Annotated in this window: 24 protein-coding genes and 4 tRNA genes; 17 read left to right on the plus strand and 11 right to left on the minus strand. The window is 69.7% G+C overall.

The annotated features are described in order from the left end of the window. Window positions 1–103: 103 nt before the first annotated feature. Window positions 104–886: a DUF899 domain-containing protein gene (locus NS3_RS10970; protein ID WP_067857736.1), complete on the plus strand. Its 783-nt coding sequence runs from the start codon at window positions 104–106 to the stop codon at window positions 884–886. Between the two features lie 78 nt (window positions 887–964). Here the strand turns inward: NS3_RS10970 and NS3_RS10975 are convergent, their stop codons facing one another. From NS3_RS10975 to NS3_RS10990, 4 genes are all read right to left on the minus strand, one after another. Then, window positions 965–2,203 carry an amidohydrolase gene (locus NS3_RS10975; protein ID WP_067857739.1) on the minus strand — a complete coding sequence of 413 codons (1,239 nt, stop codon included), beginning with the start codon at window positions 2,201–2,203 and terminating at the stop codon, window positions 965–967. A gap of 83 nt (window positions 2,204–2,286) precedes the next feature. Continuing rightward, a tRNA-Ser gene (locus tag NS3_RS10980) sits at window positions 2,287–2,377 on the minus strand. A 57-nt stretch (window positions 2,378–2,434) separates the two neighbouring features. Continuing rightward, window positions 2,435–2,869 carry a nucleoside deaminase gene (locus NS3_RS10985; RefSeq protein ID WP_067858169.1) on the minus strand — a complete coding sequence of 145 codons (435 nt, stop codon included), beginning with the start codon at window positions 2,867–2,869 and terminating at the stop codon, window positions 2,435–2,437. A gap of 67 nt (window positions 2,870–2,936) precedes the next feature. Continuing rightward, window positions 2,937–3,476 (minus strand): tRNA adenosine deaminase-associated protein, encoded by a 540-nt coding sequence (locus NS3_RS10990; protein WP_040793938.1) that lies wholly within the window; start codon window positions 3,474–3,476, stop codon window positions 2,937–2,939. Between the two features lie 58 nt (window positions 3,477–3,534). Here NS3_RS10990 and NS3_RS10995 point away from each other — a divergent pair, with 58 nt between their 5' ends. Further along, the gene (locus NS3_RS10995) at window positions 3,535–4,485 is read left to right on the plus strand and encodes a prephenate dehydrogenase (protein WP_067857742.1); all 951 of its coding nucleotides are present in this window, start codon (window positions 3,535–3,537) and stop codon (window positions 4,483–4,485) included. Window positions 4,486–4,524: 39 nt separating this feature from the next. On the opposite strand, the gene NS3_RS11000 is transcribed toward NS3_RS10995, so the two are convergent. Then, window positions 4,525–5,130 (minus strand): putative glycolipid-binding domain-containing protein, encoded by a 606-nt coding sequence (locus NS3_RS11000; protein WP_245649559.1) that lies wholly within the window; start codon window positions 5,128–5,130, stop codon window positions 4,525–4,527. A gap of 165 nt (window positions 5,131–5,295) precedes the next feature. Here NS3_RS11000 and NS3_RS11005 point away from each other — a divergent pair, with 165 nt between their 5' ends. From NS3_RS11005 to NS3_RS11020, 4 genes are all read left to right on the plus strand, one after another. Next, window positions 5,296–6,429 carry a DNA cytosine methyltransferase gene (locus NS3_RS11005; protein WP_174550461.1) on the plus strand — a complete coding sequence of 378 codons (1,134 nt, stop codon included), beginning with the start codon at window positions 5,296–5,298 and terminating at the stop codon, window positions 6,427–6,429. Further along, window positions 6,426–6,917 carry a very short patch repair endonuclease gene (locus NS3_RS11010; protein WP_067857748.1) on the plus strand — a complete coding sequence of 164 codons (492 nt, stop codon included), beginning with the start codon at window positions 6,426–6,428 and terminating at the stop codon, window positions 6,915–6,917. The genes NS3_RS11005 and NS3_RS11010 overlap by 4 nt, the downstream gene beginning before the upstream one ends. Before the next feature lie 219 nt (window positions 6,918–7,136). Next, window positions 7,137–7,526 (plus strand): Rid family hydrolase, encoded by a 390-nt coding sequence (locus NS3_RS11015; protein WP_067858175.1) that lies wholly within the window; start codon window positions 7,137–7,139, stop codon window positions 7,524–7,526. A 27-nt stretch (window positions 7,527–7,553) separates the two neighbouring features. After that, the gene (locus NS3_RS11020) at window positions 7,554–8,282 is read left to right on the plus strand and encodes a maleylpyruvate isomerase family mycothiol-dependent enzyme (protein ID WP_067857751.1); all 729 of its coding nucleotides are present in this window, start codon (window positions 7,554–7,556) and stop codon (window positions 8,280–8,282) included. 137 nt (window positions 8,283–8,419) lie between these two features. Here the strand turns inward: NS3_RS11020 and hisC are convergent, their stop codons facing one another. Further along, on the minus strand, window positions 8,420–9,514 hold the full coding sequence (gene hisC, locus NS3_RS11025; protein ID WP_067857754.1) for a histidinol-phosphate transaminase: 1,095 nt from the start codon (window positions 9,512–9,514) through the stop codon (window positions 8,420–8,422). Window positions 9,515–9,683: 169 nt separating this feature from the next. On the opposite strand from hisC, the gene NS3_RS11030 reads away from it, so the two are divergent. The 4 genes from NS3_RS11030 to NS3_RS11045 all read left to right on the plus strand — a co-directional run bounded on the left by NS3_RS11030 (window position 9,684) and on the right by NS3_RS11045 (window position 11,653). Continuing rightward, window positions 9,684–10,415: a dienelactone hydrolase family protein gene (locus tag NS3_RS11030; RefSeq protein WP_067857757.1), complete on the plus strand. Its 732-nt coding sequence runs from the start codon at window positions 9,684–9,686 to the stop codon at window positions 10,413–10,415. Between the two features lie 91 nt (window positions 10,416–10,506). Then, window positions 10,507–10,596 (plus strand) — tRNA-Ser (locus NS3_RS11035). Window positions 10,597–10,630: 34 nt separating this feature from the next. Next, window positions 10,631–10,703 (plus strand) — tRNA-Arg (locus NS3_RS11040). 65 nt (window positions 10,704–10,768) lie between these two features. Next, window positions 10,769–11,653 (plus strand): alpha/beta fold hydrolase, encoded by an 885-nt coding sequence (locus NS3_RS11045; protein ID WP_084495355.1) that lies wholly within the window; start codon window positions 10,769–10,771, stop codon window positions 11,651–11,653. A 26-nt stretch (window positions 11,654–11,679) separates the two neighbouring features. Here NS3_RS11045 and NS3_RS11050 read toward each other — a convergent pair. The 3 genes from NS3_RS11050 to NS3_RS11060 form a co-directional block, all read right to left on the minus strand. Then, window positions 11,680–11,767, minus strand: a tRNA-Ser gene (locus tag NS3_RS11050). A 20-nt stretch (window positions 11,768–11,787) separates the two neighbouring features. Next, window positions 11,788–12,276 carry a MarR family winged helix-turn-helix transcriptional regulator gene (locus NS3_RS11055; protein ID WP_067857763.1) on the minus strand — a complete coding sequence of 163 codons (489 nt, stop codon included), beginning with the start codon at window positions 12,274–12,276 and terminating at the stop codon, window positions 11,788–11,790. A gap of 47 nt (window positions 12,277–12,323) precedes the next feature. Continuing rightward, on the minus strand, window positions 12,324–13,499 hold the full coding sequence (locus tag NS3_RS11060) for a lactate 2-monooxygenase (protein WP_067857767.1): 1,176 nt from the start codon (window positions 13,497–13,499) through the stop codon (window positions 12,324–12,326). Window positions 13,500–13,597: 98 nt separating this feature from the next. On the opposite strand from NS3_RS11060, the gene NS3_RS11065 reads away from it, so the two are divergent. Then, window positions 13,598–14,593: an NAD(P)H-quinone oxidoreductase gene (locus tag NS3_RS11065; RefSeq protein WP_067858178.1), complete on the plus strand. Its 996-nt coding sequence runs from the start codon at window positions 13,598–13,600 to the stop codon at window positions 14,591–14,593. Between the two features lie 48 nt (window positions 14,594–14,641). Here NS3_RS11065 and NS3_RS11070 read toward each other — a convergent pair whose 3' ends face one another. Beyond that, a complete protein-coding gene (locus NS3_RS11070; protein ID WP_067857770.1) occupies window positions 14,642–15,844 on the minus strand; it encodes a cysteine desulfurase-like protein in 1,203 nt (400 codons plus the stop codon). Between the two features lie 117 nt (window positions 15,845–15,961). On the opposite strand from NS3_RS11070, the gene NS3_RS11075 reads away from it, so the two are divergent. From NS3_RS11075 to NS3_RS11100, 6 genes are all read left to right on the plus strand, one after another. After that, the gene (locus tag NS3_RS11075) at window positions 15,962–16,570 is read left to right on the plus strand and encodes a bacterial proteasome activator family protein (protein WP_067857773.1); all 609 of its coding nucleotides are present in this window, start codon (window positions 15,962–15,964) and stop codon (window positions 16,568–16,570) included. Between the two features lie 208 nt (window positions 16,571–16,778). Then, window positions 16,779–17,612 carry a galactan export ABC transporter permease subunit Wzm/RfbD gene (gene wzm / locus NS3_RS11080; protein ID WP_067858181.1) on the plus strand — a complete coding sequence of 278 codons (834 nt, stop codon included), beginning with the start codon at window positions 16,779–16,781 and terminating at the stop codon, window positions 17,610–17,612. 9 nt (window positions 17,613–17,621) lie between these two features. Further along, window positions 17,622–18,476, plus strand: a complete 855-nt coding sequence (gene wzt / locus NS3_RS11085; protein ID WP_067857776.1) for a galactan export ABC transporter ATP-binding subunit Wzt/RfbE — start codon at window positions 17,622–17,624, stop codon at window positions 18,474–18,476. A 371-nt stretch (window positions 18,477–18,847) separates the two neighbouring features. After that, window positions 18,848–19,759 (plus strand): galactofuranosyltransferase GlfT1, encoded by a 912-nt coding sequence (gene glfT1 / locus NS3_RS11090; protein ID WP_067858184.1) that lies wholly within the window; start codon window positions 18,848–18,850, stop codon window positions 19,757–19,759. 256 nt (window positions 19,760–20,015) lie between these two features. After that, a complete protein-coding gene (gene rsgA / locus NS3_RS11095) occupies window positions 20,016–21,062 on the plus strand; it encodes a ribosome small subunit-dependent GTPase A (protein ID WP_067857779.1) in 1,047 nt (348 codons plus the stop codon). A gap of 270 nt (window positions 21,063–21,332) precedes the next feature. Further along, the gene (locus NS3_RS11100) at window positions 21,333–22,178 is read left to right on the plus strand and encodes an SDR family oxidoreductase (protein WP_067857782.1); all 846 of its coding nucleotides are present in this window, start codon (window positions 21,333–21,335) and stop codon (window positions 22,176–22,178) included. Between the two features lie 127 nt (window positions 22,179–22,305). On the opposite strand, the gene NS3_RS11105 is transcribed toward NS3_RS11100, so the two are convergent. Next, entirely contained in the window at window positions 22,306–24,210 is a 1,905-nt protein-coding gene (locus NS3_RS11105) for a glycosyltransferase (protein WP_067858187.1), read from the minus strand. Window positions 24,211–24,297: the final 87 nt, after the last annotated feature.

Genomic DNA, 24,297 nt, shown 5'->3' on the forward strand with positions numbered 1-24,297 from the left:
CCCGGCCGAGGACACCCCTGGACCGATGAGTTTCGACCGCGTCGCGAGTCTGTACTGGTGACCGTCGTAGGACGCTGCCGCACCAGAGACCACGGAGGACACCATGACGATCACACCGAAGGACCCGACGACCGCGCTGCCCGGCCGCCCGCCCATCGTCGATCCGGACACCTGGCAGACCGCCCGGGACGAGCTTCTGGTCCGCGAGAAGGCCCACACCCGCGCGGGCGACGCTCTCTCCGCGGCCCGCCGACGGCTGCCGATGGTGGAATTCGACGGGACGGTCGAGGTCGTCGGACCCGAGGGCCCGGTCCCGTTCCTGGACCTGTTCGAGGGCCGCGACGAACTCGTGGTCTACAAGCACATGTGGCACGACGGCGCGCCGCATCAGGGCCAGTGCGAGGGCTGCACCACCATGGCCTGGCATCTGAAGGACGCCGTCTACCTCAACGCCCGCGGCGTCTCGCTCGCCATCCTGACCACCGGCCGATGGGATGAGGTGGCCTCCTATATCGACTTCATGGGCTACACCCAGCCGTGGTACTCGGTGCGCGGCGTGGACGAGCCGGTCGGCGGCAACATGGGTTTCCTCACCTGCTTCCTGCGCGACGGCGACCGCACGTTCCTCACCTACTCCACGACGGGCCGCGGCATCGAGCCGTTCAACGGCACCTTCGCCCTACTCGACAGGACGCCCTACGGCCGCGGCGAGGCGTGGGAGGACAACCCCGAGGGGTGGCCCGAAGGGAACAACGCATGCTGGTACTGGCGCTCGGACGCGGAGGGGAACGCCACCTGGGGCCCGACCAGCCGCCCCGTGCCGCAGTGGACCCGCCCCGGCGCGACCCCCGTGCAGACCCTCGGTCGGCACGGCCACCACCACTGACGCGCACACCGGCGCTGTCGACAGCGATGACGCACCGGCGGGCAGGTCGAGGCGCCCGAGGCGTCCGGAGCGAGGTGGTCATGGCAACCAGGCGCGCGCCGCGGTCACCAACGTGCGCACGCCGATCGGCAGCGTGGGGTCGATGACCGGCGCGTAATGCGGCGAGTGATTCGAGGGGATGTCGAGCAGGGCCGGGTCGCTCGTGTCGCCGGTGGTGAACAGCGACGGGTCCGCCCCGCCGAGCAACCAATAGGACAGCGGTGCACCGGAACTCGTGGCGAGAATGCCGACGTCCTCGCTCCCCGCGCCCGCGCCGGGGTCGAGGATGTTGTCCTCGCCGAGCCATGACGCGATGGCGTCGAGGCTCTTGTGCAGGGCCTGGCCGTCGTTGGTGACGACGGGAAAACGCTCGATCTCGGTGATGGCCGGCTGCGCAGGCGCGCCCGCAGCGGCCGCCTCGCCGCGCACGATGCGTTCGACGGCATCGAGTATCCGACGGCGCACAGCCGTGTCGTAGCTACGGATGTTGAGCTGGATCTCGGCAGATCCGGGGATCACGTTGGCCGCCTCCCCGGCATGGATGGAACCGACGGTGAGCACGGCGGTCGCGGTGGCCGGGATCTCCCGGGAGATGACGGTCTGCAGGCGCAACACCGTCGCGGCCGCCAGCACGATCGGATCGACCGAGGCCTCCGGCATCGATCCGTGCGCGCCCCGGCCCACCAGCCGCACGCGCAACGAATCCGAGCCCGCATACGACGGACCGGGGTGTCCGGCGACCTTGCCCGCAGGCAACGGCGCGACGTGCTGGCCGAGCACCACATCGGGCCTCGGGAACCGGTCGAAGAGGCCGTCGTCCACCATCGCCTGGGCGCCCGCGCCCAACTCCTCGGCGGGCTGGAACACCAGCAGCAGAGTCCCCGACCAGGCCGACCGGTCGGCGGCGAGGATCCCCGCCGCGCCGAGCAGGCACGTCGTGTGCAGATCGTGGCCGCACGCGTGGGCGACCGGCACCTCTTTCCCGGTGCCGTCGGCGGCGGTGACCGTGCTGGCGTACTCCAGCCCGGTGTCCTCACGGACCGGCAGCGCGTCCATGTCCGCTCGCAGCAGCGCGGTCGGGCCGGCGCCATTGGTCAGCACGCCGACCACCCCGGTTCTTCCGATTCCAGCGGTGACCTCGAACCCGTGGTCCCGCAGTCGCTCCGCCACCAGCGCTGCGGTCCGATGTTCCTGGAAGCCGAGTTCGGGATGACGGTGCAGATCCTTGTACAACTCGGCCAGCGACGGGTCGAGTGTGAGGGCGTCAGAGGCAGTCATCGGACCTGGATACCCGCGTTCTCCGCGACCGCACTGTCTGCACAGAAAAAAGCCCCTCACCTGGCGATTCAGGTGAGAGGCTTTGGCGGTGGCGGAGGGATTTGAACCCTCGGAGGGGGGTTACCCCTCACACGCTTTCGAGGCGTGCTCCTTAGGCCGCTCGGACACGCCACCGCCGAAAACAATACAGCTACCGTGGCCGGATCACTAAATCGGCTGGTCAGAGCATTGTCAGCGCTGGGCACGGAAGAAGGCGTCGAGCAGCGCGGCGCATTCCGGTTCCAGGACGCCGCCGCGGACCTCGGGGCGGTGGTTGAGGCGGCGGTCGCGGACCACGTCCCACAGCGAGCCGACCGCGCCGGTCTTGGGCTCCCAGGCGCCGAAGACCAAGCGGCCCACGCGGGCCAGAACCAGCGCGCCCGCGCACATGGTGCACGGTTCCAGGGTCACGGCGAGGGTGGCGTTCTCCAGCCGCCAGCCGTCGCCGTGCACTTCGGCGGCGCGGCGCAGGGCCAGCACCTCGGCGTGCGCGGTGGGGTCGCCGAGAGCCTCCCTGGCATTGGCGGCGCGGGCCAGCTCACGGCCGTCGGCATCGAACACGACCGCGCCGACCGGCACGTCGCGCGGGTCGGCGGCCCCGGCGGCCTCGATGGCGACGCGCATCATCGCCGTGTCGGCGGCCAACGGGTTGGCGCCCAGGGGATCGGCACCCGGTGCGCTCACAGCGCCACCGTCACCTCGGCAGTTTGTCCAGCACCGCGGACAGTTCGTCGGCGAAGCCGAGGCGCTGGGCGATCATGCCGAGTTGTTCGTCGGGGTAGAGATCGGTCTCGGCGAGGATGACCGACAGGACCGGCTCGGGCAGGCCGAGGTCGGCGAGCACGCCGAGGTCGCCCTCTTCCCACGGCTCGATGTCGTCGAGCTCGTCCGGGTCGATGTCGGGGACCTCGATGTTGAGGGCCTCGAGCACATCGGCGGCGATGTCGTAGTCGATCGCGGCGGTGGCGTCGGAGACCAGCAGCCGGGTGCCGCTGGGTCCGGGACGCAGCACCACGAAGAACTCGTCGTCGACGTCCAGCAACCCGAACACCGCGCCGGAGCTGCGCAAAGCCTTCAGTTCGGTCTCCGCGATCGACAGATCGGTCAGCGCCGCACTGCTCAGCGGACTACACCGCCACTTGCCTTCCTCGCGAACCACGGCCACTGCGAACCCCTCGACGTCGTCGTAATCTTCCGACGTCGCGCTGTTCGTGCCCGAGCGCTGTGCTGCCATGCGCGCAACGGTAGTCGGCTCGAGGTCAAATGTTGAACTCGTATGCCAATCTGTTCGGATGACTGGCGACGACAAAGCACCGGTGTGTGTGCTCGGGACGGGTTTGATCGGCGGTTCTGTCCTGCGCGCCGCCCACGGGGCCGGATATGAGGCTTTCGCCTACAACCGGTCGGAGGCGGGCGCGCGCGCCGCTCGCGCCGACGGTTTCGACGTCGTCGCCGATCTGCCCGCAGTGCTGCGCCGGGTCGCCGAGAACGACGCCCTGGTCGTACTCGCGGTGCCGATGCCCGCGGTCGACCACATGCTGTCCATGGTCGCCACCTATGCCCCGGGGTGCCTGCTGACCGATGTGGTCAGTGTGAAAACCCCGGTCGCCCATGCCGTCTCGAAGCACGGCCTGGCCGGGCGCTATGTCGGCGGGCATCCGATGGCGGGCACCGCGGAATCGGGCTGGGCGGCGACCGATCCCGAGCTGTTCCGTGACGCGGTGTGGGCGGTCGGGGTCGACGAGGGCACCGAGGCCGTCGCGTGGACGCGGGTGGTGCGATTGGCGCTGGCGTGCGGATCGGTGGTGGTTCCGGTCGTCGCCGCCGATCACGATCGGGCGGTCGCGCGGATCTCGCATCTGCCGCATGTGCTGGCCGAGGCGCTGGCGGCCGCAGGCGCGGCAGGAGGTCCGCTCGCGCTCGGACTGGCGGCGGGCTCGTTCCGGGACGGCACTCGGGTCGCGGGGACCGCGCCGGATCTGGTGCGGGCGATCTGCGAGCCGAACGCCGGCGCGCTGCTCGAGGTGCTGGAGGAGACGCTCACGGCGCTCGGCGCGGCCCGCGACAGTCTGCGCGCCGACGGATCGCTGACCGATCTGGTCGCCGCCGGGCACGACGGGCACACCGCCTACCGCACGGCCGCGCGCTGGGAGATCACCGATGTGCGACCGGGCGACCACGATTGGCTCGCCCGGCTGCGTGACGCCGGTGCGCGCGGCGGGGTGATCACCGCGCTGGACTGACCGCGCCCCCGGCGCGGTCCGCCGCCGGAGTCGCGGCCCTCAGATGCGTTCGGCCAGCCCTGGATAGTCGAGCAGGAACCCGTCCGGGTCGACGGTGACCGTGGCGCTCGATACCGGTGACAGCACGCCGATCCCGTCGGCGCCGCTGCTGTAGGTCAGCGCGGCCTCCTGCACCAGCAGATCGGGCAACCGCACGTACACGACCGGGACCACCACCTCGTCGACCGCGTGCTGCAGGCCGTAGCGGCGGATCGGCAGGGTGTTGAAGAACGGGCTGAGCACCACGTCCACATCGAGCGCGCCACCGAAGGTCGAGCGCACATGCGTGCCGCCGGCATCGACGAGCCAGTAGTTCTCCTCGTCACGCGCGATGGAGGCCTGGCGCTCGCCCGAGGCGGTCGTGGAACGCAGCGACAGCCGCTTGGTCCGGCCGTTCTCGTCGGTGACCAGATCGTAGGAGGCGCTGAACGCCGGATGGTCGGCGCATTCGCCACCGATCATCCGGCCCGCGGCGCGGATGCGGTTGCCGTTCAGCGTCACGCGTACCGACTCGATCCGTCTCGCGTCGTGCGAACGCCAGGTGAGAATCGCCGGCCACCGGGGTGCCACCGGTTCGCTGTCGGGGCCAGAGGCTGAGTTGGTCACTCATCTACCGTAAGCGACGATCGGCCGGGGGCCACGCCTCACATGACGCGAACCGCTACCGTGGTCGGCCCGTGACTCGAGTAACGTTGTCGTGCAGCACCGGGTGCGAACGTGTCGGCGCCCGTCGTGGGAGCGCAGAAAGGGTGACCGGTGACGGGCGGGCGAATGGTGGGGTTGTTCGCCGGGATCGGCGGGCTCGAACTCGGCCTGTCGGCGCACGGCTGGACCTCCGAGCTGCTGTGTGAGATCGAACCCGGCGCGCTGGCCGTGCTCGCCGCCCACTTCCCCGGCACCGAACTGCACACCGACGTCACCGCCCTGCGCGCCATCCCGGCGGGCACCGAGCTGGTCGCCGCGGGCTTCCCCTGCCAGGACCTGTCCCAGGCCGGTCGAACCGCGGGCATCACCGGTCAGCGGTCGGGCCTGGTCGACGAGGTGTTCCGGCTGGTGCGCCGCAAGCGCGGCCCGCGCTGGCTGTTGATCGAGAACGTGCCGTTCATGCTGCAACTCGGGCGCGGCGCGGCCATGCGCCACATCACCACCGCCCTCGACGACCTGGGCTACACCTGGGCCTACCGCGTGGTGGACGCGCGCGCGTTCGGCCTGCCGCAGCGGCGCAGGCGGGTGCTGATGCTGGCTTCCCGCACCGAGGACCCCCGCCCGGTGTTGTTCGGCGAAGACGCCGGCGAGGCGATCGTCGGCGACCCGGAAAGCGATCCGTGCGGCTTCTACTGGACCGAAGGAGTGCGCGGGCTGGGCTGGGCGGTCAATGCCGTGCCCACCTTGAAGGGCGGGTCGGCGCTGGGCATCGCCAGCCCGCCCGCCGTGCGACTGCCCGCCGGAGAGATCGTCACGCCGGGCATCGTGGACGGCGAACGGCTGCAGGGTTTCGACCCCGACTGGACCGCGCCCGCGCTGAACGCCCCCGGCATCCGGCCGGGACACCGCTGGAAGCTGGTCGGCAATGCGGTCAGCGTGCGGATGGCCGACTGGGTCGGGCAGCGGCTGGCCTGCCCGAGCGATCCCATCCCGCACGACGAGCCGCTGAGCCCGGGTAAACCGTGGCCGATCGCGGCATGGGGGCACGGGGGCCGGGCCTATCGGGTGCCCGTGTCGACGTGGCCGGTGCAGGAACCGTACGAGGATCTGAAGAACTTCCTCACCGATTCGCGGCTGCTCTCGGCCCGCGCGACCGCCGGTTTCCTGCGCCGGGCGAGCATGGGCAGCCTGCGTTTCCCCGAAGGCTTCCTCGACGACGTGTCCGGGCATCTCGACCGGATGGGCGGCTGGGCGGCATGACCGGCCCGCGCCCGCTCACCGACGCCGCGACCAGCGCGCGCATGTCGCGCCAGCGGCGCGCCGGGACCGAGCCGGAACTGGCGCTGCGCCGCGAACTGCACCGGCGCGGTCTGCGCTACTTCGTCGACCGCGCCCCGATCCGCGGGCAACGCCGCCGCGCCGACGTGGTCTTCCCGCGCCGCAAGGTCGCCGTCTACGTGGACGGCTGCTTCTGGCATCGCTGCCCGCAGCACGCCACCGATCCGAAGAACAACGCGCAGTGGTGGGCCGAGAAGCTGGCGGGCAATGTGGCCCGCGATCGCGCGACCGACGAAACCCTGCGCGCGGCGGGCTGGCAGGTGGTACGCATCTGGGAACACGAGGACGCCGCCACGGCCGCCGACAGGGTGCAGTCCGCGCTGGAGGTTCTCAGCGCCGCGAACGCACCCGCACCAACGCCCGCGGCGCGCTCTGCGCCAGGTAACCGGACGCGGCCACAGCCGCGATGACGACGAAGCCCGTCAGGGCCGACAGAAATTCGAACATCGAAAGTCCTCCTCGATAGGTTCACCGACCAGCCTGGCCGATGAACCTGACAGGAGGCTGTGCGCACCGTGCCGATGTTCTCGGAATCACATGTTCTCGCGGCCTCGGGAAACGACGCATCGAAAAATGACGCCTCGAGAAATGGCTTGGCATTCGGGACGGCGCCACGGAAGCTGTCCGGCATGACGCGCACCAATATTTCGTCGGAATCGGAATTCGAAGCCCTGGTCGGCTATTCGCGAGCCGTGCGGATCGGGAATGTGATCGCCGTGAGCGGCACCACCGCCGCTGCCCCGGGCGGCACCGCCGTCGGAGGCGAGGACATGGGCGCGCAGGCACGGGAAGCGCTGCGCCGCATAGCCCTCGCGCTGGAACAAGCGGGCGCGAGCCTGTCCGACGTGATCCGCACCCGGATCTTCGTCACCGACATCTCCCGCTACGCCGAGGTCGCCGCCGCGCACGCCGAGGTGTTCGGCACGATCCGCCCGGCCGCCTCGATGTACGAGGTGCGCGCTCTGATCACCCCGGCCCTGCTCGTGGAGATCGAGGCCGACGCCGTCGTGACCGCCTGAATCCGCTTGCCCGATAGGCTCACAGAGGTGACCAGCGACGCACCGGACCTCACCCCGCACGCCCTGCTAGACCAGGTTTCGACAGGCACCACCCGCGTACTCGAGACCGTGCGCAAGCTCACCGACGACGACCTGCGCGCCCCGTCCCTGCTGCCCGGCTGGACCAGGGGCCACGTGGTCGCTCACCTGGCGCGCAATGCCGACAGCCTGGTCAACCTGCTGATCTGGGCCCGCACCGGCGTCGAGATCGCCCAGTACCCCAGCGCGTACCTGCGCGATGCCGACATCGAGGCAGGTGCGCCGCGCCCCGCCGAACAGCTACTGCTCGATCTGCGCGCGGCAGTCGACCGCTTCTCCGCGCTCGCCACCACAGCCCCCGCGGAAAGCTGGTCCGCGACCGTGCGCACCCGTCAGGGCAAGCCCACCCACGCCTCGGCGATCGCCCGGATGCGCCTGCTCGAAGTCGAGATCCACCACGTCGACCTGGCCGCGTCCTACACCCCCGCCGACTGGCCGTCGGTCTTCGTCGCCGACGAACTCCCCCGCGTCGCCGTCGACATCGCCACCGGACTGCCCTCGGGCGCACCGGCATTCGCTCTGGAATCCACCGACAGCGACTTCCGGGCGACCCTCGGCGAGGGCGAGCCGGAACACACCGTCACCGGACCGTCCGCCCAGCTCCTCGCCTGGCTGATCGGCCGTTCCTCCGGAAACGAGCTCGCAGGCCCGTTGCCGGGCCTTCCCGCCTGGCGCTGATCCGCACTCCGTCGGCCCTGTCGATGCCTCTCGTGGCAGCGCCTCATCGAGAGCACGACAGGGCGCCGACGACGCATTCGCCTGTGCTCGCCGCCGAGCGACCCCGGTTCTCGACGACCTCTCGACCCGGGTTCCGCTCAGGTGAAGCGCGCGACCACGCCCGCCTCGGTCGCGAAGCCGATGAACAGCTCGTTCTCGTGCGGATCGCCGATGGTGACCCGCACGCCGTCGGTTGCGTAGGGCCGCACCAGCACACCGGCGGCCGCGGCCGCCTCACCGAACTCCGGACTGCGCGCGCCGAGCGGCAGCCAGACGAAATTGGTCTCGCTCGGCGGCACCTGATACCCGGCCGCCAGCAGCGCCGTCCGCATCCGCTCGCGCTCGGCGATCACCCCGTCGGTGCGCTCGAGCAACTCGTGCCGCGCCTCCAGCGAGGCGATCGCCGCCGCCTGCGCCACGCGGTTCACACTGAACGGGATGTGCACCTTCAGCAGCGCGGTGATCACCTCCGGAGCGCCCACCGCGTAGCCGACGCGCAGCCCGGCCAGCCCGTAGGCCTTCGAGAAGGTGCGCAGCACGACCACATTCGGGCGATGACGACCGATCTCGACGCCGTCGGGGTGACTCTGCGGGGTGAGCCGCATGTACTCGTAGTAGGCCTCGTCCAGCACCACCAGCACCCCGGCCGGCACGGCGTCGAGGAACCGCTCGAGCTCGGCGCGGCCGACAGCGGTGCCGGTCGGGTTGTTCGGGTTGCAGACGAAGATCAGCCGCGTCCGCTCGGTCACCGCCGCCGCCATCGCGTCCAGATCGTGGATGTAGGCGGGATCGTGCCCGTGGGCGCCGGTCAGCGGAACCTGTACGGCCGTCGCATTGCCCACCTGTGTGACGATCGGATACGCCTCGAACGAGCGCCACGCGAACAGCACCTCGTCCTGCGGCGACGAGCAGGTGATCTGCACCAGTTCCTGGCACAGCGCCACGCTGCCGCAGCCGATCGCCACGTTCGCCACATCGACGCCGAGGAACTCCGCCAGCGCCGCGCGCAGTTCGCTGGACTGGTTGTCCGGGTAGCGGTGCGAGAGTTCCGCCGCCGCCACGATCGCCTTCGCCGCCGCGGGCAGCGGCGGCAGCGTCGTCTCGTTGCTCGCCAGCTTCACCGCGCCCGGGTTGCTGCGCCCGGGGGTGTAGGCGGGGATCGAGGCGAGGTCGGGACGGATATGGGCGCTCACAACCCTCAGCCTAGCCAGCCCGCCGATCGCTGTTTCGGCCCGGTGGAACAGCCCGGTACACGCGGAAAGCAACAGCTCGGTTCCCCGGCCGATACCGGAAAAGTTGCGGTCGAACACCGCTCGAAAGCAATTTCTCGCCAATGTCCGTCAACCGCCCTACCCTGGATTCATGTCGGGCATGTTCAGCGACGTCGCTCAGCTCCGTGGCGACGCGGACGGTGAAGAGCGCTCCGGCGCGCAGACTCGGGTTCCCGTGACGGTGGTCGAACCGGAGGGTCATTCCCGGGGCGGCATCGTGCTGCTGCACGAGTCCAGAGAGTTCACCGGCGCGTTGCTGGAGTTCATGCGGTCGCTGTCGAGTGAGGGCTGGACCGTCGTGGCCCCGGACCTGTTCCACCGCACGGACACCACCACCGGCGAAGAGGTGTTCGGCCAGGATCTCTTCGACGACTTCGACGCCAGCTTCGACTGGCTGACCGCGCGCGGCGTCTTCCCCGACTGCATCGGCGTCCTCGGCTTCGACCACGCAGGCACCGCCGCGTTCCTGGTCGCGACCAACCGTCCCGTCGGCGCCGCCGTCACCGTCTCGGCCGCGGGCATCGCCGAACCCCTCACCGACGAAGCCGCCGCCCTCATCCAGGCGGCCCCCGACCTCCAGGCGCCCTGGCTCGGCCTCTACGGCGCCGACGACCCGGAAACCCCGCCCGACGACATCGAGAAGCTGCGCGACGCCGCCGCCCGCGCCGCCGTCGCCAGCCTCGTCATCACCTACCCCGGCCTCCGGCACCGCGCCGACTCCAGCGAGGCCACCGCACCCGACCCCGACGCCGAGGACGACGACTCCTTCGCCACCGATTCACAGACCAGGATCTTCGACTGGTTCGACAGCAATTTACGCTGACTACCAGGCGTTTTGTTAACCGGCGACCAGGTGCTGTAACCTTCTTGCTCGGCGGCCCGAAAGGGTCGGCGCCCTCGAAGAGGGGCTACCAGGAGGCGTGCCAGAGCGGCCGAATGGGACTCACTGCTAATGAGTTGTCCCTTCACGGGGACCGGAGGTTCAAATCCTCTCGCCTCCGCCAAGCCCGGTTCGCCGGGTGACAACTGAATACCCATGCGCCCGTAGCTCAACGGATAGAGCATCTGACTACGGATCAGAAGGTTAGGGGTTCGAATCCCTTCGGGCGCACAGAGAACATCCCCTTCACCATCCGGTGGAGGGGATGTTTCGTTCGGTGCGTTAAGGAGTGCAGCATGAGACGGACAGACCGGCCGAGTGTTCGGCAGTCCCGACGGCCACGGGCGGAGTTCGTCCCGACCGGCTATGGGCCGGTGCATCTGCGGCGCAGCGGCAACCCGGACGCACGCCCATTGCTGTTGGTCCACGGGTTCGCCGGCTCGCTGCACTGGTACGACCTGCTCGCCGAGATTCTGGCCGATCACTATCACCTCGTGTGCGTGGACTTGCGCGGTCACGGTCACACCGGGGGAGACACCCATCTCGACAGCCCTGATCAGGGCCGGATGCTTGCCGAGGCGCTCGACTTCCTGGAACTGACGGAGGTGACCGCCGTGGGGCATTCCTTCGGCGCCGACGTGGTGCTGGCCGCGGCGGCGAGCAGCGCGCGGATCACCGGCCTCGTGGTGATCGACCAGGCTCCCGACCTGGACGGCGCGCGCTATCCGTTCGGCAGCCAGCTCCTCGCGCACCGCCTGCTCGGACCGATCCTGCATCGGCTGGCGATCGCGCCGTTCATCGAGCTCGGTCTGCGCTATGGCGTGGGGCCCGGTTTCGACATCGAGACGGGCTTCCCCGAACGCGGCCAGGCCGTGCGGGACCACCGGGCGATGAGCCCGGTCATGGCGCGCACGGTGCTGGTCGAGCGCCGCGCCAGGCTGGCCGCCCGGCCACTCGATCAGCAGATCCGGGAGCTCGCCCTACCGACGCTGGTGATCCACGGCCGCAACGACCGGTTCTACGACTGGGAGACCACCAGCGCGCGGTACCGGCGAGCCGGTGCGCACGTCGAGATCATCGAGGACGCCGGGCATTCCCCCACTATCGAGCAGCCCGCACAGGTCGCGCGATCCATCCACAGCTTCATGCAAGGCGCACCGGCCTCCGAACCTCCGAGGTGACGCTCGGTGGAGGCCGAGGCGAAAACTGGCGGAGACGGAGGGATTTGAACCCCCGGTCGCTCTCGCGACGCTCGCTTTCAAGGCGAGTGCATTCGGCCGCTCTGCCACGTCTCCAGTGCAGCGATCTTAACGTGTCAGGCGGACGGGGCGGCGGTGGCGCCGTCGACCCGGGTGAACACCTGGTGGATGGTGTCGAGTTCGCCGGGGTCGAGAAGGTCGACGAAATGGCGGCGGACGGCTTCGACATGGCCGGGGGCGGCGGTGCGGAGGGTGCGCAGGCCGGTGTCGGTGAGCTGGGCGAGGACGCCGCGGCCGTCGCGCGGGCAGGAGGAGCGGCGGACCAGGCCGCGGGATTCCATGCCGCGGATCTGGTGGGTGAGGCGGCTGCGGGAGGACAGGACGCCGTCGGCGAGTTCGCTCATGCGCAGGGCGTGGCCGGGGGCTTCGGAGAGCAGGACGAGGATGCGGTACTCGCCGAAGGTGAGGTCGCAGTCGCGCAGGAGCTGGCGGTTGAGGGTGGCCATGAGGCGTTGATGACCGTCCATGTAGGCCCGCCAGGCGCGCTGTTCATCCGCGGACAGCCAACGAGGTTCAGCGGCGGCGGGTTTCGATGGTTCGAGCACCGCGAGATTCTAAAACGGGCATAAGTCGCACTATGCGGACAGGCCGGTCAGTACGGCGTGGTGAGCACGGAGCGGTCGAGGGCGGCGGCGCTGGACCGGCCGGACAGGCCGAGAGCGGAATCGAAGTCGGCGAGCAGCAGACGCAGGGCGTGACGGGCGCCGTCGCGGCCCGCGAGGGCGAGACCGTAGGCGTAGGGACGGCCGTACAGGACGGCTTTCGCGCCGAGCGCCAGCGCGATCAGGACATCCGAGCCCGTGCGAACGCCGGAATCGAACAGCACGTCGGCGCGGTCGCCGATGGTGGAGACGATGGCGGGCAGGGCGTCGAGGGCGGCGACGGAGCCGTCCAGCTGGCGGCCGCCGTGGTTGCTGACGATCACGCCGTCGGCGCCCGCGTCGACCACGGCGCGTGCGTCTTCGGGGTGCAGGATGCCTTTGACCGCGATGGGCAGATCGGTCCATTCGCGCAGGCGGGTGATGTCGGCGGGGCGCAGGGTGTGGTTGCCGAACAGACCGACCCAGGTGAGGATGGCGATCCGCATCGCGTCCTCGCTCTCCTCCGGCGGCATGGGGAGTTTGGCGCGGAAAACCGGGTCGGACAGGTAGTTCGCGATGCCCTTGCCCGCCAGGAACGGCAGATGGGCGAGTTCGAGGTCCTGGGGACGCCAGCCGAGGGAGGGGGTATCGACGGTGACGACGACGGCCTTGGCTCCGGCGCGCTCGGCGCGCTCGACGAAGGATCGAGCCAGGTCGTCGTCGGCGGGCCAGTAGAGCTGATACCACCATTCGCCCGCGGCGGCGCCGACGTCCTCGATGGTGCTCGAGGCGGCGGTCGAGAGCACCGAGCCGATGCCCAGTTCCTTGGTGACCTCGGCGACGACCACCTCGCCGCGCTCGTGCACGAGTTCGAGCACGCCGATCGGGGCGGTCAGCACGGGCGCGGCCAGGCGGGTACCGAGCACTTCGACCGAGAGGTCGCGGGCGCCGGGACCGGTGGTGCCGCGCAGCATGCGGGGCAGAATGCGGTGCTTGTCGAAGGCGGCGCGGTTGGCGGCGGCGGTGCGGCCGGAGGAGGCGCTGCCCGCCACATAGGCGTATTCGGCGGGGCCGAGGACTTCGCGGGCGCGCTGCTCGAGACCGTCGGCCGTCATCGGCAGTTCGGGCAGTTCACCGCCCAGTCCGCGCAGGTAGATCTCGTTCTGGAAGTCGATGAAACTGCTCACGGCTGGAACGCTAGCCCGACAGCGGCGATCGCGCAGCTCACACAGCGAGTTCCGGGTTCGAGGTCGGCGAGCCGGGCGCACAGAGCAGTATGGAGGGCATGCGTGCGATCGAACTGAACGGATTCGGCGGGCCGGAAGTGCTGGTGTGGGGGAAGGCGACCGACCCCTCGCCCGGACACGGTGAGGTGCTGATCGACGTGGTGGCCGCCGGGGTGAACCGCGCGGACCTGCTGCAACGGCAGGGCAAGTACCCGCCACCGGCCGGGGCGAGCGAGGTGCCCGGCCTGGAGTGCTCCGGCGTGATCGCCGAACTCGGTGCGGGCGTGCGGGACTGGCGGGTCGGTGACCGGGTGTGCGCGCTGTTGTCCGGCGGCGGGTACGCCGAGCGGGTCGCGGTGCCCGCCACTCAGCTGCTTCCGGTGCCCGACGACATGGATCTGGGCGCGGCGGCCGGATTGCCGGAGGTCGCGGCCACGGTGTGGTCGAACCTGGTGACGACCGCGGGCCTGCACGCCGGGCAGACCGTGCTGATCCACGGCGGTGGCGGCGGGATCGGCACGCACGCCATCCAGGTCGCGAAACAGCGCGGCGCGCATGTGGCGGTGACGGCCGGTTCGGCGGAAAAACTCGAGCGCTGCCGCGAACTCGGCGCGGAAGTGCTGATCAACTACCGCGACGAGGATTTCGTCGAGGTGGTGCGCGGGCACACCAACGGGCGGGGCGCGAACGTCATCCTGGACAACATGGGCGCGTCCTACCTCTCGCGCAATGTCGCCGCGCTGGCCCCGCACGGCCACCTGGTGATCATCGGCATGCAGGGCGGGGTGAAGGGCGAGCTGAACGTCGGTGCGCTGCTGGGCAAGTGGGGCAGCGTGCACGCCACCAATGTGCGCAACAGGCCCGCGACGGGGACCGGAAGCAAGGCCGAGATCATCGCCGACGTGCGCGCCAAGCTGTGGCCTCTGGTCGAGGACGGATCGGTGGTGCCGGTGATCCACGCCGAAGTCGACATCGCCGAGGCGGGCCGAGCGCACGAGCTGCTGGACTCCTCGCAGGTCGTCGGCAAGGTCGTGCTGCGGGTCCGCGAGGAGTGAGCGGCACGATCCCGGCAGGCGGTACTCCCACCCGCCTTCCGGGGGCCGCTATTCCAGCGAACTCAGTGCGCGGCCGAGCTGGTCGATCTCGAATTTGGTGGTGTAGGGCGCGAGCCCGACGGTGACCGCCCCACCCTCGTCGTTCACGCCCAGCGCGTCGAGCAGCCTGCTGCCGCCGTGCACGCCGCTGAGCGTGCCGATGCGCGCGTCGGCCAGCTTGGCGGCGACCTTCTCCGCCTGCATCCCGGCCACCGTGAAACTGACGGTCGGGATGCGGGTGGAGGCGCGACCGATGACGGTGAGGTCGTCGATCTTGTCGAGGGTGTCCATCAGGTGCTCGAACAGCGAGTCGTGGTAGTCCTGCAGCGAGGTGATGGAGATCTCCAGGCGCTCGCGGCGGGTGCCCTCGGCGCGTTCGTCGAGACCGGCCAGGTAGTCGATCGAGGTGGTCAGACCGGCGAGCAGGCCGTACTGGTGACCGCCCACCTCGAGTCGTTCGGCGCCCTTGGCGTAGGGGTTCAGCGACATCGAGGGGATGCGGTCCAGGAAGGCCGGATCGCGGAACACCAGCGCGCCGATCTGCGGACCGCCCCAGGCCGGGGCGCTGAGCGCGACCACGTCGGCATTGAGTTCGTCGATGTCGATCAGCGCGTAGGGCGCGGCGCCGAACGCGTCGGCGACCAGCAGCCCGCCCACCTCGTGCACCCGGTCGGCGGCCACCCGCACCGCGGGCGCGGAGCCCACGATCGGCGAGGCCGCGGTGAGTGCGACGAGCCGGGCGGTGGGTCCGATCAGCTCCTCGAATTGCCATGAGGGCATCTCACAGGTCTCGATCTCGACCTCCGCCCAGCGCACATGCGCTCCGTAGCGGTTGGCGATGCGCAGCCACGGCGCGACATTCGCCTCGTCGTCCAAGCGCGACAGCACGATCCCGGTGCCCAGGCCCAGCCGCGAACTCAGAGATTCCGCGAGCCAGGCCAACAGCACCGCTCGATCCGGGCCGAGTACGACACCCGCCGGGTCGCCGCCGACCAGGTCGGCAACCGCCTCGCGGGCGGCATCCAGCACGGCCGCGCTTCGCCGCGCCGCTCCGTTGCGCCCGACATGGGAGAACGACGTCGTACGGAAACCCGTTGACACGGCACGAGATACCGAATCCGGGACAAGCATGCCGGCTTGCGGATCGAGATGAATCCAGCCGTCGCCCAGGGACGGTATAAGGCCCCGAACCCTCGCGACGTCGTAAGTCATATCGGCCACTCTAATCGGCGTCCACGCGGCTCGGTACGGACCCGGCGAACGCCCGGCGTCCGGTCCCGCACGCCGGCGGTTTAGCGCGTCCGGCGACAACGCGACATGATAGGGGTCATGACGCATTCGGACGAGACACCCGATTCCATCGTCGTGGTCGGCCCCGACGGGCAGCCGTTGGTGCTGCAAACCGGCGCGAGCGACCGCGCCGGTGCGGTGCCCGCCGACGGCGCGGTGGGCGACGTGACCGCCGAGGCCCCCGACGAGCGCGCCGACCAGGGCGAATCGCTGACCGACATGGTCGAGCAGCCCGCCAAGGTGATGCGCATCGGCACCATGATCAAGCAATTGCTCGAAGAGGTGCGCGCCGCTCCGCTCGACGACGCCAGCCGCAGCCGCCTCAAGGAGATCCACCGCTCCTCGGTGCGCGAACTCGAGCAGGGTCTCGCTCCGGAACTGCGCGCCGAGCTGGAGCGGCTGACCTTGCCGTTCAGCGAGGACGCGGTGCCGTCGGACGCCGAGCTGCGCATCGCGCAGGCCCAACTCGTCGGATGGCTCGAGGGCCTGTTCCACGGTATCCAGACCGCGCTGTTCGCCCAGCAGATGGCCGCCCGCGCCCAGCTGGAACAGATGCGTCAGGGTGCGCTACCGCCCGGGTTGCAGATGGTCGATCCGCGCGCGGGCCGCGGCGACCATGTCACCGGCGGTTCCGGCCAGTACTTGTGAACCCGGCGAGCGGCCAGGGTCATATGCGTCCTATGAGCTGGGACCATCCCGACCGCGGACGCCTGCTCGGAGGGTAGTGTCGAGCACCGTGCCCGCCGCTGCCGCTCGCCCCGACTCCGAAGTGAGTGCGGTGCCTCCTGAACAGAGCTCGGTACCTACCACCGAGCAGAACCCGGCGACCCCCGAGAACCCCGAGGCGAACGCAGCGGTGGCTTTCGTGTCCGACTCGCAGACCTTCCGGCGCGCTTTCCGGGATATGCGCGAGGGCTTCGGGCAGCGCGAGCTGTGGCTGTCCCTCGGCTGGCAGGACATCAAGCAGCGCTACCGCCGCTCGGTGCTCGGCCCGTTCTGGATCACCATCGCCACCGGCGTGCAGGCCGCCGCCATGGGCATCCTCTACGCGACGCTGCTCGGTCAGCCGTTGCGCGAGTACCTGCCCTACGTGACGGTCGGCCTGATCGTGTGGAACGTCATCTCCGCCAGCATCCTGGAGGGCTCGGATGTGTTCATCGCCAACGAGGGGCTGATCAAACAGCTGCCCTCGGCGCTGAGCGTGCACATCTACCGGCTGGTGTGGCGGCAGCTGCTGTTCTTCGCCCACAACCTGGTGATCTACCTGCTGCTGCTGGTCGGCTTCGGGGTGTGGGAAAACCTCAGTTGGGCGAGTCTGCTGGCGATACCGGCGATCTTGTTGATCTTCCTGAACTCGATGTGGGTGTCGATCCTGTTCGGCATCTTCAGCACCCGCTACCGCGACATCGCCCCGATCCTGGGCTCGATGACGCTGATGCTGTTCGTGCTGACCCCGGTCATGTGGACCACCAAGACCCTCGAAGACCAGATCGGCGGCGCGAGCGATCGGGCGCGGCTGGTCGAGATCATCCCGACCTTCCACTACCTCGAGATCGTGCGCGCTCCCCTGCTGGGCGAACCGCAGGAGCCGCGTCACTGGGTGATCGTCGGCACGATCACGGTGATCGGCTGGATCGGCGCGGTATTGGCCATGAAGCAGTACCGTGCCCGCGTGCCGTACTGGGTGTAGGAGCCGCACATGAGCAGTGTGAGTATCGATACCCACCACGCGTGGGTGGAGTTCCCGATCTTCGACGCGAAGTCGCGGTCGCTGAAGAAGGCGTTCCTCGGCAAGGCGGGCGGCGCGATCGGGCGCAACCAGTCCGACGTGGTCGTGGTCGAGGCGCTGCGCGACATCAACCTGAAACTGCGCGAGGGCGACCGGGTGGGCCTGGTCGGGCACAACGGCGCGGGCAAGTCGACGCTGCTGCGGCTGCTGTCGGGCATCTACGAACCCTCCCGCGGCAGCGCCCGCATCCGCGGCCGGGTGGCGCCGGTGTTCGATCTCGGCGTCGGCATGGACCCGGAGATCTCCGGCTACGAGAACATCATCATCCGCGGCCTGTTCCTCGGGCAGACCCGCAAGCAGATGCTGGCGAAGATCGATGAGATCGCCGATTTCACCGAACTCGGCGAATACCTGCACATGCCGCTTCGCACCTATTCCACCGGTATGCGCGTGCGCCTGGCGATGGGCGTGGTCACCTCCATCGACCCGGAGATCCTGCTGCTCGACGAGGGCATCGGCGCGGTCGACGCGGAATTCATGAAGAAGGCCAGGCTGCGGCTGCAGGAATTGGTGGCCCGGTCTGGCATCCTGGTGTTCGCGAGCCACTCCAACGAATTCCTTGCCCAGCTCTGCGATTCCGCGCTGTGGATCGACCACGGCCAGATCCGCGAGCGCGGCGGTATCGAGGACGTGGTGCGCGCCTACGAAGGCCCCGAGGCGGGAAATCACGTGGCGACCGTGCTGCGTGAGATGGAAGCCGAGCGGGCAGGCCGCGCGAAGGAATCCGCGGACAGCGAGAAAGAACTGGAGCAGAACACTGCATGAGCGGTCAGCGCCCGAAGGCGGAAGCTCGCGTAACCACGCAGCCGGAAGCTCGCCCCACCCCGGAGCCCGGCTCCGGCGACGCGCTCGGGAGCGAATCGCTCGGTGAAGGTGGTGCGGTACAAGCCGTTTCGCCGCCGGCGAGCCCGCCGAACGAGAGCGCTGCGGCAGCGGACACCTCCGCTGCCGACGCCTCGGCGGGCACAAGCGATGCGGTCGACGACAGCTCCGGCACCGGTGGATCGAAGAGCGGCGAGACCTCTCGCACCGCCACCACAGGCAGCGACACCGAGACCCCGACTGCGACGGAACCGGCGCGGCCTTCGTTCGACGGCTTCGAGGTCGCCCCTGCCGGGGGCGAAGCCTCGTCGTATCTGCCCGAAGCGGGCACCGGACCCGACGCGCGGATCGTCGCGATCGTGGTCACCCACAAGCGCCGGGAGCTGCTGGCCGAGTCGCTGAAGGTGCTGACCTCGCAGACGCGGCCGGTGGATCACCTGATCGTGGTGGACAACGCCAACGAGGCCGAGGTCGCCGATCTGGTCGAGCAGCAGCCGATCGAGACGACCTATCTGGGTTCGGCCCATAATCTGGGCGGTGCGGGCGGATTCGCGCTGGGCATGCTGCACGCGCTGACCCTCGGCGCGGACTGGGTGTGGCTGGCCGACGACGACGGCCGCCCGGACGGGCCGGAGGTGCTGGCGACCCTGCTGGACTGCGCGGGGCGGCACGGCCTGGTCGAGGTCTCCCCGGTGGTCTGCGACATCGACGAACCCGATCGGCTGGCCTTCCCGCTGCGGCGCGGCGTGGTGTGGCGGCGATTGCGCTCCGAGCTCGGTGACGACGATTTCCTGCCTGGCATCGCCTCGCTGTTCAACGGCGCGCTCATCTCCGCCAAGGCGGTCGACGTGATCGGCGTGCCGGACCTGCGGCTGTTCGTGCGCGGGGACGAGGTCGAGGTGCACCGACGGCTGGTCCGCTCCGGGCTGCCCTTCGGCACCTGCCTGCAGACCGCCTACCTGCATCCGAACGGCGCGGCCGAGTTCAAGCCGATTCTGGGCGGTCGGATGCACACCCAGTATCCGGACGATCCGGTGAAGCGGTACTTCACCTATCGCAACCGCGGCTACCTGATGTCGCAGCCCGGCATGCGCAAGTTGTTGCCGCAGGAGTGGATCCGGTTCTCCTGGTTCTTCCTGGTGACCCGCCGCGATCCGGCCGGACTGCGCGAGTGGTTCCATCTGCGCTCGCTCGGCCGCAACGAGCACTTCGGCAAGCCGGATTAGTATCCGTTCGCCCAGGTAGAAAATCCCTTGCCCGGTACTCGCGAATCGTGCGAGAGTATCCGGCGTCGGTATCGGAACGAGAGAGACGAGGAGGTGGAACACATGACGGATGCGCGGATTGTCGTGCGCCGGGTCATGGCCCGCGCGGCCGTGTCCCCGTTGTTCCCCTCCCCCGGGGTGTTCTTCCTCCCCGAGGGCCTCCCCCACTCCTAGCCGAGCCCGCGTCGGGTTCGGCCCGACGAAGGATGCTCTGGAAATGGTCGACCACGACCTGCTCGTTCCCTATGGCTGGACCGAGACCGTCGCCGCGCGGTACGCGGCATATCTGGACGAGGACTGCGTCCCCGCGCGCGTCCTGCGCATGGATCGCAGCGAATGCGATGTCATCACGCCCACCGGGCAGCGGCGAGCGCAGTGCCCGCGTGCGGACTCCCCGATCAGCGGGCTGTGCACCGGTGACTGGGTGAGCCTGCACGCCCGCGGCGAGGTGCGCGCGCTGCTGCCGCGACACACCGCGATCGTGCGCTCGTCGGCCTCCGGCCGATCCACCGGCCAAGTGCTCGCCGCCAATGTCGACACCGTGTTGATCTGCACGGCCGCCGACGGCGATGTGGATCTGGGCCGCGTCGAGCGGATGCTCGCCCTGGTGTGGGAGAGCGGCGCGCAACCGGTCGTCGTGCTCACCAAAGCCGATGCGGCGGACGATATCCCGCTGGACGAGGTACGGGCGGTCGCGCCCGGTGCCACGGTGCTGGCGGTGAGCGCGAGTGCCGGGTTCGGCCTCGACGTGCTCACCGCACTGCTGGACGGGACCGTCGCTCTGCTGGGCCCGTCCGGCGCGGGCAAGTCGACGCTGGCCAATGCCCTGCTCGGCCGGGAGGTGTTCGCCACCGACGAGGTTCGCGCGGTGGACAAGAAGGGCAGGCACACCACGGTGCACCGGGAACTGCGCCCGCTGCCAGGCGGCGGCACGCTCATCGACACTCCCGGCCTGCGTGGCGTGGGCTTGTGGGATGCGGCCGAGGGCATCGAGCGCACCTTCAGCGATGTCGAGGAGCTGGCGGCGCGCTGCCGGTTCACCGATTGCGCGCACGAATCCGAGCCGGGGTGCGCGGTCCGCGAGGCCGTCGAGTCCGGGGCGATCACCGAGCGCAGGCTGACCAGCTATCGCAAGCTGGCCAAGGAGAACGCGTGGATGGCGGCACGCACCGACAAACGGCTGCAGGCCGAGCGGGACCGCGCGTGGCGCGGCATCGTCAAACAGCAGCGGCGGAACTATCGCGAACGTGACAACCGCCGCTAGGGCATGAACCCCGGGGCCTCCGCGCGTCACACCGGCGCCCGGAGGCCCCGGGGCGTGTAGCGCCGGCCGACCACCGGGTGCCGCACCGCGAGTGCCATGAGGCGGCCGCGCGGTACCCGGCGCCTTTCCGAATGGGACTATGCAACTGGTTGCATATCGACGCGGACCCGCTTACGGTGAGAGACGACCGTCGCGGGCAACCCACCGCGACACGAGGCGCGTTCGGGCGGACAAGACCGCGCGGACGCTCGCGACGAAGGAGCATGTCCGATGACGGAAAACAAGCCGCTCGCGGGTAAGACGATGATCATGTCCGGCGGCAGCAGGGGCATCGGCCTCGAGATCGCCAAGCGTGCCGCGGCCGACGGCGCCAACATCACCCTGATCGCCAAGACCGACCAGCCGCATCCGAAACTGCCCGGCACCATCCACACCGCGGCCGCCGAGGTCGAGGCGGCCGGCGGTCAGGTTCTGCCGTTCGTCGGCGACATCCGCGTCGACGAGTCGGTGGCGGAAGCGGTGCGGCAGACCGTGGAGCGCTTCGGCGGCATCGATCTCGTGGTGAACAACGCCTCGGCGATCGACCTCTCCCCCACCGACGCCCTGTCGATGAAGAAATACGATCTCATGCAGGACATCAACTGCCGTGGCAGCTTCCTGCTGTCCAAGCTGAGCCTGCCGCACCTGCGCGAGTCCGCGCGCGCCGGCCGCAACCCGCACATCCTGACCCTGTCCCCGCCGCTCAACCTCGACCCGAAGTGGGCGGGCGCGGCCTTGGGCTACACCATCGCCAAGTACGGGATGTCGCTGACCACACTGGGTCTGGCGGAAGAACTGAAGAACGACGGCATCGGCGTGAACTCGTTGTGGCCGCGCACCACCATCGCCACCGCGGCCGTGCGCAACCTGCTCGGCGGCGAGGAGATGATCGCCACCTCCCGCACCCCCGACATCTACGCCGACGCCGCCTACCTGGTGCTCACCTCACCGGCGGAGAAGACCACCGGCAACTTCTTCATCGACGACGACGTGCTCGCCGCGCACGGCATCACCGATCTGGACAAGTACCGCGTGGTGCCCGGTGACGGGCCGTTGAGCACCGATCTGTTCCTCTGAGAACAGCGCGTCGGCCGACCGCCAGGTCTTTCGCCGATGCGGACAGCGTGGAACGACGAAGGCCGCACACTCCCGAGCGGGTGTGCGGCCTTTCGTTCGTCCGGGCGGAACTTCGTCCGAGCGGAACTCAGCTCGCCTTGATTCCGTAGAGCCGTTCCCAGTTGGCGCGGCTGGTGAGCTCGGGCATCGCGGCCCGGTACTGCGACTGCAGCGCGGGAAGTTCGCGGCGCAGGCGGCGCAGCACCCGGATGGTGCGCAACAGCAGCGCGCGGGCGCGGGCCTTGTCACGACGGCGGATACGGACGCCGGACTGGGAGGCGTCGGTCACCACCACGTGGTCGAACAGGGAGACGTGCCACCAGTAGGCGTCCTCGCGGGTGACGCCGATCAGCCCGTGCTGGGTGCGGCCGAACCACTGGTCGACGGCGCGCTTGATCAGCACCAACAACGCCCGGCTCGGCTCGCCGCCCGCGCGGCGGACGGTGATGTCGGCCGCGTTCACCGGCGGGGTGGCGGCCGGATGCTTGATCGTCTCCGGGTAGTCGGCGCGCTCGGCGCGGGCGGCGGCCAGCGCGGCGATGCCGCCGTCGCGCAGGGTCTTCGGGCCGTCGAGGAAGTCCTCGATGCCCTGCAGGGTGGTGTGCACCAGGCCGTACTGCATGGCCACCAGTTGCTCGGCGATATTGCGGAACAGCTGCTTGGTGATCTTCCTGCCGTCCAGGTCGGTGTGCATGGCGCCGACGATCAGCGAGTTGCGGGTGGAGAAGTACCTGGCCCAGTCGTCGTAGTCCTTCCAGTAGAAGTCCGCGTGCCAGACCGCCGCGTTCGGCAGGGTGACGGTGACGAACCCGTGTTCGCGGGCTCGCACGCCGTATTCGACGTCGTCCCACTGGAAGAAGATCGGGATGGGCAGGCCGATCTTCGCGACCACCTCGGCCGGGATCAGGCAGGTCCACCAGGCGTTGTAGCCGGCGTCGACGCGGCGCTCCTGGTTCTTCTTGAGCATGGAGGTGTTGCGCAGCGCCTTGGGCACCCGCTGACCGTGGCGCAGCTCGCCCAGATGCACTTCCTCCGCGCCGACATTGAGGTAGTCGGGGTTGAGCAGGAACAGCATCTGCGCGCCGACCAGAGTCGGCTCCACGGTCATGTTGGCGAAGGCGTTCAACCGCAGCACGGTCTCGGGCTCGCACAGGATGTCGTCGTCCATGAGGATGACATCGGCGTGCTCGTTGACCGCGGACACCTCGTAGAGACCGCGGGTGAAGCCGCCCGCGCCGCCGAGGTTGGGCTGGCGGATGTAGCGCAGCTTGTCGCCGAAGGCCGGTTCGACCTCTCGGTAGCGAGCGCGATCGGCGACCGGATCGGTGCCCTGATCGACGACGTAGACCGCGTCGATGGCGGCCAGCACGGTGGGATCGCCCGCCAGGGCGGCAACGGTCTCGGCGCAATCGGCGGCACGGTTGAACGTGCAGATGGCGATGGCGACAGGCCGGATCCGCTCGGGCGCCCCGGCGGTCCAGACCAGTTCCTCGATGCCCAGCTCACCGCCGTCGGCGTCGAACTCCAGCCACAGCGCGCCGCCGTCGACGAACTGGTCCAGCGGCGCGCTCAGCGTGGCGACGCCGCTGGCGGTGGTGGTCAGGCTGTCGATGATGCGGCGGTGCCCGGCGATGTCGGAGGCCACCAGGCGCACGCGGGCGCGGCGGCCGACCTCGAGCGCCATCGTGACGGTCACCTCGGTGACGGTGGTCCAGCGCTGCCAGTAGCTGGCCGCGAACCGGCCGAAGTAGGTGTTGGTGTGGACGGTGACGCCCTTGTCCAGGCGCAGCGACAGACGCTCGCGCGTCACCTTGCCGCCCTTGGCGACGGCGTAGAGCTCGTCGTTGATCTTGGCGGACGGCCCGGTGAAGATGCCGCGTTGCAGCACGAGCCGGTCGGGCGCCCGATGGTCGACGCGCAGCGCGGCCGGAGCGGCTGCGGCGGTTCGGCGGTCGTCAGATTCGGAAACGGCCTGAATAGCCGACTGGTCCATGAAGTCCTCGAAATTCAACTTGGTGCCGACGGGGACGAACCACACGCCCCGGATGCCGAGCGCGGCGTGGCGAGAATATCAACCGTC

This window comes from Nocardia shimofusensis NBRC 100134 (genome assembly GCF_001613125.1).
Classification (GTDB): Bacteria; Actinomycetota; Actinomycetes; order Mycobacteriales; family Mycobacteriaceae; genus Nocardia; species Nocardia shimofusensis.